The sequence below is a fragment of the Blastopirellula marina DSM 3645 genome (genome assembly GCF_000153105.1).
GTDB classification, from domain to species: domain Bacteria; phylum Planctomycetota; class Planctomycetia; order Pirellulales; family Pirellulaceae; genus Blastopirellula; species Blastopirellula marina.
Window position 1 is genome coordinate 960,351 of record NZ_CH672376.1, and the last position, 8,531, is coordinate 968,881.

The 8,531-nt window shown below is 59.3% G+C and carries 8 protein-coding genes; 2 read left to right on the forward strand and 6 right to left on the reverse strand.

From position 1 onward, the window contains the following. The first annotated feature begins 30 nt into the window (after window positions 1–30). Window positions 31–696 carry an endonuclease III domain-containing protein gene (locus tag DSM3645_RS05600; protein WP_002651090.1) on the forward strand — a complete coding sequence of 222 codons (666 nt, stop codon included), beginning with the start codon at window positions 31–33 and terminating at the stop codon, window positions 694–696. Window positions 697–1,009: 313 nt separating this feature from the next. Here DSM3645_RS05600 and lpxB read toward each other — a convergent pair whose 3' ends face one another. From lpxB to trpB, 5 genes are all read right to left on the reverse strand, one after another. Then, window positions 1,010–2,227 (reverse strand): lipid-A-disaccharide synthase, encoded by a 1,218-nt coding sequence (gene lpxB, locus DSM3645_RS05605; protein ID WP_002651091.1) that lies wholly within the window; start codon window positions 2,225–2,227, stop codon window positions 1,010–1,012. A gap of 21 nt (window positions 2,228–2,248) precedes the next feature. Further along, window positions 2,249–3,013, reverse strand: coding sequence for a glycosyltransferase family 2 protein (locus DSM3645_RS05610; protein WP_002651092.1), 765 nt, complete (start codon window positions 3,011–3,013; stop codon window positions 2,249–2,251). 162 nt (window positions 3,014–3,175) lie between these two features. Then, window positions 3,176–4,831, reverse strand: coding sequence for a formylmethanofuran dehydrogenase subunit A (locus tag DSM3645_RS05615; protein ID WP_002651093.1), 1,656 nt, complete (start codon window positions 4,829–4,831; stop codon window positions 3,176–3,178). A 31-nt stretch (window positions 4,832–4,862) separates the two neighbouring features. After that, complete coding sequence (trpA, locus tag DSM3645_RS05620; RefSeq protein ID WP_002651094.1) at window positions 4,863–5,666, reverse strand: tryptophan synthase subunit alpha; 804 nt, start codon at window positions 5,664–5,666, stop codon at window positions 4,863–4,865. A 61-nt stretch (window positions 5,667–5,727) separates the two neighbouring features. Continuing rightward, the gene (gene trpB / locus DSM3645_RS05625; protein WP_002651095.1) at window positions 5,728–6,954 is read right to left on the reverse strand and encodes a tryptophan synthase subunit beta; all 1,227 of its coding nucleotides are present in this window, start codon (window positions 6,952–6,954) and stop codon (window positions 5,728–5,730) included. A gap of 189 nt (window positions 6,955–7,143) precedes the next feature. Here trpB and DSM3645_RS05630 point away from each other — a divergent pair, with 189 nt between their 5' ends. Then, the gene (locus tag DSM3645_RS05630) at window positions 7,144–7,989 is read left to right on the forward strand and encodes an Fpg/Nei family DNA glycosylase (protein WP_002651096.1); all 846 of its coding nucleotides are present in this window, start codon (window positions 7,144–7,146) and stop codon (window positions 7,987–7,989) included. A 62-nt stretch (window positions 7,990–8,051) separates the two neighbouring features. Here the strand turns inward: DSM3645_RS05630 and DSM3645_RS31195 are convergent. Continuing rightward, on the reverse strand, window positions 8,052–8,531 hold a 480-nt coding region (locus DSM3645_RS31195; RefSeq protein ID WP_237564761.1), incomplete at its 5' end, for a hypothetical protein.

Below are 8,531 nucleotides of genomic sequence, written 5' to 3' on the forward strand. Positions count from 1 at the left end.
TTCTACCTATCTACACCCTCGCCTACGCCTATGTCGATATCATTGTTGGATGTCTACGACCGCTTGCTCGCTCACTACGGTCATCAATCGTGGTGGCCAGGCGACTCGCCGCTTGAGATCATGGTTGGCGCCGTCCTGACGCAAAATACTTCTTGGAAGAATGTCGAGAAGGCGATCGTCAACCTAAAAGAAGAGGGGTTGCTCGATCCGTTCAAGCTGCACGAGACGCCGGTTGAAGAGCTGGCCGAAATCATTCGCCCTGCAGGCTACTATCGCCTGAAAGCGAAGCGACTGCAGAATCTCATGCGATACGTCGTCGACGTCCACAGCGGCGACCTGGAGGCCATGTTCGCCTGCAGCGTCGATTCGCTTCGCGAGGATCTGCTGGCGCTCAACGGAATCGGACCCGAGACGGCCGACGCGATCTTACTGTACGCCGGCAATTTGCCGACATTCGTCGTCGATACGTACACGTCGCGCGTGTTGAAACGACATGGCTGGATCGAGCAAGAGGCCGACTATCATCAAATCCAGGACCAGTTTGTCAGCCAACTGCCGGAAGATGTCGCGCTGTTCAACGAATATCACGCGCTGTTGGTGCGCGTCGGCAATGGACATTGTCGCAAGACGCCCAAGTGCGAGACGTGCCCGTTGTGCGATCTCTTGCCCCCCAGCGGAATCGAAGAGGGCTTTTAATGGGATAGGGCGATTCAGCTCTTCGTAGCCCGCAGCGCGAGTTTTGAGGTTGTGCTATTTGGCCGAACGGAGTCGGGGTGGCCCGGATAGCTCCGCTATCAGGGCCGACGCAGTCGGTAAGAAGCATCGAGCCGCGGTCGGACTTACTGCGGTGGTTGCAACACCGTTTGAAATGGCGAAAAGCCCCTGAACTGCTTACGGGGAACCAATGTTTCCTACGGCTGCGCCGCCCCGATAGCGGAGCTATCGCGGCCAACCATGGAAATAGCGCAACTTCAAAACTCGCGCTGCGGGCGACGAAGAGAAATGATACTTACGCCGCGCACTTTTGCGGCGCGACGGTATCGCTTTGCAGCTTGTTGAGGATGTACTCGGCTCCGCGCATCGAAGCGCCGCCGCCGCCGACACGTTCTCGCAACGTATGAAGCTCACGCACGCGTCGCGCGTAGGCGTCGTCATCATGCAGCCAGTTGACGATTCGCGTCGCCATGTCGCCGGTTCGATCTTCGCAAGTTAGATACTCGGGAAAGAGAACCTGTTCGGCGCTTAGCGCATCGGGATCGTACGTGAAGTACTCCGCTTCGTAGAACGGCTTGTCGGTCGACAAGATGTTCACCAGCGTGATGTAGCGAACTTTGCGAAAGAAGCTTTGCACCCACAGGCCAAACGGGCTGATCTTGTAGTGAATGACAGTCGGCTTTTCGTGGTACAAAAGTTCGAGCGAAACGCTTCCGCTGCAGGCCAGACAGCAGTGCGCCGCATGGATCAACTCCGGCGTGCGGTCGACTTGCACTTCGATATCCAGGCCGGATGCGATGATCCGCTCGAACGCGTAGGCGGCCTGGTTTTCGTTGTAGGCGGCCACGGCGAACCGCGCGTCCGGAACTTGTTCGACGATCTTCTTGGCGGTTTCCAAAAAGGCGGGGAGATTCGCCGCAACTTCCTGCGAGCGTGAGCCCGGCAGAATGGCGATCAGCTGGCCCGGCTTTTCGCGTTGCTCGGCGATGAAATCCTCGTGCAAGCGATGCGAACGCAATTGATCGAAAAAGGGATGTCCGACGAAGGTGGCGTTGCAATTGCGTTCGCGATACCACGCTTCTTCAAACGGCAATTTGCACAGCACATGATCGACGTAGCGACGCATCTTTTTGACGCGCCAGCCGGCCCAGGCCCACAACTGCGGAGTGCCGTAATAGAAGACGGGAATGCCATGCGACTTCGCGCGGGCGGCGATCCACCAGTTGAAGCCGGGATAGTCGATCAGCACCACGGCGTCAGGACGCGAATCCCGAAAGTAGCGGTTCGCTTGCAGCATCAGTCCGATAAAGCGATGCAGATTCAAAAAGGCCCGCAAGAACCACATGATCGCCAGCTTGGTCAGGTCGGCATGCAACTCGCAGCCTGCTTCCGCCATTTTGGGGCCGCCGTAACCGACAAATTGCAGGTCGTCCCGGCGTTCCTTCATGGCGCGAATCAAGTTCGCTCCATGCAGGTCTCCGCTAGGTTCGCCGACGCTGAAAAAGATCTTCATTGTTTCTTCCTAGGATCCGCTTCAGCCAGCACGCTTTGAATCGCGCATGTCATCAAAAAAAGCGACCCGTAGTTCTGGTAATAGGTTTTCGGTGCGTCGCAGTTCTGCGTAGCTCGGCTCTTGCCAGCGCCGACATAGCCACCAGGCGCACGCCAAATTCAACGGCGACGGCCAACCATCATCGAGCGATTCGTCCGGCGCCGCGAGGGCGTCGTATTGAATCGGCGACTCGGTGACGCGGTAGCCCCGCATCGCGACGAACGCGGCCAAATATTGATACGATCCGCGCGGCAGCGGGGTGTTGACCAGCGCTTCGCGTCGCGCCGACCAAAACTGACAGCCAGGATCGTGAATGTCCATGTTGAGCAGCATGCGACGGGGAGTTCGCACGATGCGGTTCAACCATCGAGCGGAACTGGGGGTCGCACGGCGTCCGATCACCAGGTCGCCGCGTGACTGAGCATCTAGCAAATCTTTGATTTGGTGAGGGGGGTATTCGAGTCCGGCCGACGTAAAGACCAGCTTGTCGCCGGTCGAAACGCGAATGCCGGCGACGACCGAGCCCGAGAGCCCAACCCGCCGATCCAGCCGAATCGCTCGTAGCGGCGGAATCTGACGGCAGAGATTCTCAATCGTCTCTACCGTTGAAGCGCGCGAAGCGTCGTCCACTACGATGATCTCGAACGATTGATCGAGCGCATCGAGTTGGGCGATTAAAACCGGCATTTGTTCAACCAACGCGCCGCCGGAGTTGCGTTGGGAAATGATGACCGAGATTTCGGGCATGCGCAGCGATATCCCTTCCTATTCGACCGAGCATCGGCGCGAAGTATGTCAGAAACGCCACGGGAGGTGTAGAGCAATTTTGGTCGGCGGGTGAGCGCAAACCAATTGCCCCGTCGCCGGATGCTAGCGTGTCTGATCAACGGGCGTTGATGACAAGCGGAATTAACCGCAAGCAATCACCGAGGCGGCGGCAAGCGACTCGGCGGCGATGGTGTAGTTACGGAACCGAATCGTGTAATGTTCGTTGAACCAATTTTCGATATGCGGCAGAAAATCGGCGTCGAAATCAGGCTCGGCGTAAATGGTCCGTCCTGCGAAATCGCCCAGAACTTGTCCTTCTTCGCAGATTACGCGGCCTGCCTGCAATACGTATCGCGGTCGCTCGAACATCGCGCGAATATCGGGCTGCGGCGCATAGATCGTCACGTCGGCGTCGGCGCCTATCGCCAGATGCCCTTTGTGACTTAAGCCCAGCGTTCTGGCAGGCGCCGCTCGGGTGATGATCGCGATCTCTTGCAGCGAGTACTCCCGATCGAGATCGGCCAGCGTGGTTCGCCCTGAGAGCTCGCTATGCATGCGGCCGATCGCTTCGCGACGGAAATCGGCGTCCATCAGCAAGTGAATGATCTCGGGATAGCGATAGATCGCGCCGCCGTTGGGATGGTCGCTGCTCATGCAGACGCGCCAGGGGTCTTCGATCCGCAAATACCATTCGAGCGCGATCGCCCATTGGATCGCATGGACCAACACCTTTTGCGGGTGGAACTCCATCGGGATCACGCCGCAGCTGCTCTCTTGCTCGCAGTCGGCGGCGAACCAGCGGTTGCCGGTCATCTCGGCCAGATGCTGGGCGAACGGAGCGTCACCGGTCATGCCGAGCGTACGGCCAGGGTTCACATGACCAACGTCGACGGTGATATTCTCATGCGCGTTGACATAGTCAATCAACGCCGGCGCGGCCGAAGCGAAACTGCTTGGATCGTTTTCGTCGCCGCCATAGCTATGGAACTGCACGTGAGCAAAGTGCCCTCGCGAGCCTTCCAGCGACTCCATGGTGTGCAGCGCAGTCCGGTAGTTGCCTGGTATCCCCAGGTTGTTGCAGTGGATGTGCAGCGCATGCGGCAATCGCAGGCGGTCCGCCGCGGCGGCCAACTCGCGGACCACTTGCCGCGGCGTCACGCCAAAATGGGGGACCGGTTCGTCCAACTGTTGCAGCGTTTTGCGGCTGATCTGTTTCCAGTTTTCGACGCCGCCGGGATTGACGATTTTCATCGCGTACGCTTTGGCGGCGTGCAGCGACCAGCCTAGATAGGCGTCCAACTCCGCTTGGCGACCTGCGCGTAAATGGTCCAGCACAAAGTGATTGTTGCCAAATAGCAGATAAAACCCTTTGTCGACCAGCGGCGTGTCGGCCAGTTCTTCATGCGCATGCCGAGCATGCAAGCCGGGGATCGCGGCGTCCATCGCCGTCGTATAGCCGAGTCCGGCGAACATGTAGCCAGTGCCGAAGGTGCTGGGAACGAGCCCTCCGGTGGCCGAGCGAGTTCGCTCGGTCCGCGCGATCCGATGTTCGCGGCGATAGTCGGGCGTCATTTTGCGCCCGGCGTTGACTTTGGGGCCGGCGATATGGCAATGCAGATCGACGCCGCCCGGCATCACCACATAGCCACGCGCGTCGATGCGGCGGCTGATCGCGGGGTTCGGTTCGGTGGGAGGGGCGACCACTTTGCCGTCGCGCAGCCACAACGTTTGCACCACGCCGTCGATGTCGTTGGCCGGGTCGTGCAGCGTTCCGTTTTCGATGACGATGTACGACACGTTCGCGACCGACCTTGCTAGAGAATGTTGGTTACTCGTTGAGCGCTGCGATCAAGGTCTCGGCGTAGTCGCCGACTTCGGCGATCACTTGCGCCTCAGGCTTGGCGCCGATCTCGCTTAGCCGGCGAACAATGGCCGAACCGACGATCACGCCGTCAGCGACTTTCTTCAGCGTTCGCACATGCTCGGGCTGGCTGACGCCAAAGCCGATGCAGATCGGCACTTTGGTTTGACTGCGGAGCCATGAGACGTTTTCGAGCAAGTCCTTCGGCATTTCCGTCCGTTCGCCGGTGATGCCGGCGACCGAGACGTAATAGATAAAGCCGGTCGACGTTTCGGCGATGCGCATCGCCCGCTCGCGCGACGTGGTGGGAGTCACCAATTGGATCAGGCTGAAATCATGCTGCTGGCAAAGCTTGGCGAAGTCGCCAGATTCTTCGACCAGCAAGTCGGGGACGATCGCTCCGGCGACGCCGGCCGCTTTTGCGGTCCGCAGATATTCTTCGGGACCGTGACGCAAGATGATCGCGTAACTGACCATGGTGACCAGCGGCGCCGTCATCTGCGGCGTTGTTTTGCTGGCCATTTCCAGGATCTGACTCAGCTTGATCTTGCGATCAAGGGCCCGCGTGTACGAGGCCTGGATCACTGGTCCGTCGGCGATCGGATCACTATAGGGAATGCCGAGTTCGCAGACGTTGCCGCCGCGTGACGAGAGTTCCTTCAGCACGGCCGCAGTAACGTCGAGCGAAGGATCACCGGCGGTGACAAAGGGGATGAACGCCTTGCGGCCGGCGTCACGAAGTTCGGCGAAAACCTGGTCGATGGAGGACATGCGCGAGGAAAACTTTCAGGACCAACCAGTGATCGGATAGTGCGAGTAACGGGAGAGCGGCTTATTGCCGTTCTTCTTTAAGGCGAGCGATTTCGGCGGCGTCTTTGTCGCCGCGCCCCGAAAGGCAAACCACCACGATTTGATCGGCCGGTTTCTCGGCGGCGACTTTCATGCCGGCCGCAATTGCGTGCGACGATTCGAGCGCCGGCAAAATGCCTTCGCAACTTGCGAGCGCATCAAACGCGTCGAGCGCGTCGTTGTCTTTACAGTTGGTGTAGCGAACGCGGCCGGTCGCTTTCCAATAGCTATGTTCAGGACCAACGCCGGGATAATCGAGACCGGCCGAAACCGAGTGGACGTCGCAGGTCTGTCCATCTTCGTCTTGCATGACAAAACTGTAGCTGCCGTGCAACACGCCGGGGCTGCCGAACGACAACGGCGAAGCATGATCGCCGGCGTCATCGCTGCGACCGCCGGCTTCGACGCCGACCAGCTCGACGCCGGTATCTTCAATAAACGGATAGAACATCCCCGCCGCGTTGCTGCCGCCGCCGACGCAAGCGACGACTGAGTCCGGCAAGCGGCCAAAGCGGGCCAGCGACTGCACGCGGGCTTCGGTCCCGATCACCGCTTGAAAATCGCGGACGATTTGCGGAAAGGGATGCGGCCCGACGACGCTGCCGAGAATGTAGTGGGTCGTCTCGACCGACGACATCCAGTCACGCATCGCTTCGTTGATCGCGTCCCGCAGCGTGCGCGAACCGGTGGTGACGGGGCGAACTTCGGCGCCCAGCAGTTTCATGCTGAAGACGTTTGGCGCCTGACGTCGGATATCTTCTTCCCCCATGTAGATGACGCAGGGGATGCCGAAGTGAGCACATGCGGTTGCGGTTGCAACGCCGTGTTGGCCGGCGCCGGTTTCGGCGATGACCCGCTGTTTGCCCATCCGAATTGTGAGCAGCGCCTGGCCAAGCGTATTGTTGATCTTGTGAGCGCCGGTGTGATTCACATCTTCGCGCTTCAGCCAGATCTGGGCGCCCCCGCACTTTTCGCTCAGCCGTTTGGCGTGATAAAACGGCGAAGGACGGCCGACGAAGTCTTGGAGCAGCAGATCCAACTCGGCCTGAAACGCCGGATCGGCTTTCGCCTTGGCGTACTCAACGGTCAGTTCGTCCAAGGCGCGCGTCAACGTCTCAGGCACATAGCGTCCGCCAAAAGGTCCATATCGACCAGCTTGGTCAGGAACATTCGCCGAGGCGGGGCCGAGCGATTCGCTAGCAGGGTTCATTCGCACTTTGCGGGGGTAGAGTCTGTAGGAAGGCGTTCTGGAGAAGGACGCGATCATCGAGCAAAGGTTCGAGTATCAATTGAAGCCTTCGGGGGGTCAAGTAGTGACGAGCGGCGCCGACTAACGCAGCGGCAGGAATCGCGCTACAATTCAAGACGGTTGGAACCTTGTTTTTCCCCCTCGGATTGCATGCCAGAACTGCCTGAAGTCGAAACGATGCGCCGCGGGATTCTCTCGATCATCGGCGGTAAAGTGACCGATGTCGCCAAGCCGCCATGTGCTCGGCGCCCCATTTTGCTTGCGCCGGGGATCGCCGCATTTCGCCGCCGGACCGTCGATCGCCGGGTCACCGCGATCGATCGGGTCGGCAAACGGGTGGTGATCGTGCTGGAGGGGGGAGATCGAATTGTTCTGGAACCGCGGATGACCGGGCTGGTGCTGGTCGCCGATCCCCCCACGCGCGAACATCTGCGCTGGGAAATGTCGCTGGCCGATTGCGGCGTTGAAAAAGTTTGGTTCTGGGATCGTCGCGGGCTCGGATCGGTCCGACTTTTTTCGGAGCGAGAATTTGTCGCCGAGTTTTCCGAAAGCGGGAAGATCGGGCCCGACGCACTCGTCATCTCCTGGCAAGAGCTGCGTGACCGCTTGGCGAAAAGCCGCCGCGCGGTAAAGGTGGCGCTGCTCGATCAAAAGGGAGTCTGCGGCGTTGGCAATCTTTACGCGGCGGAACTGTTGCATGTGGCCAAGGTTCATCCAGCGACTCCTTGCGAGGCGCTGTCGACCGCCGCTTGGAAACGCATCCATGCCGCGATGGTCGACGTGCTGCAAGAGGCGATCAAGTACGAAGGCTCGACCCTCGGCGACGGCACCTACCGCAACGCGCTCAACAAGGATGGCGGCTACCAAAACTGTCATCGCGTCTATGGTCGCGAAGGAGAGCTGTGCCGCACCTGCGGAAAAGTGGAAGTCATCCGAATCGTGCAAGCACAGCGGGCGACCTTTTATTGTGAACGGTGTCAGAAAGTGACGTTGTAATCGTAACCCGAGACGCGAGTTTTGAAGGGACGCCATTTTTCAGAAACAAAAATGGAGCCTCGTCAATCCACGGATGAAAAACGGAAAAACACGGTCGGAATCAAAACAAACACCGTCACACTAGCCCGTTGCGCCAGCAAGGGAATGCGGCCCGCTACTTCAATCCCTGTTCGCATCGCCATCAGCCGAGTAGTAATAGGCTGGGGTCTAACCCCGACGGCAAGCCGCGCCGCCGCCTGCGCGGATGTTGAACCGGCGCCGACCGCAAGATCAGCACACCAGCCTCTCGTCCCAACACATGACGCACGCCAGGCGGCCGGAACGATGAAAAACCTGAAACCCCGGACGCTTCTGGCCTTTGGCCAGTGTCTTCTCTTACCACCGCGGCACAACTCAGCAGCAACAGAGTGACTTCGAATTCTTTGACTCGACCGCACGGTTGATTTACCTTCCAGCTTATGGACGAATAACCGCCGCATCGAAAGCGAGTTAATCACTTTCATGTGCCGGGGCATTTTCATGCGTTGACGTTTTCTACCTAT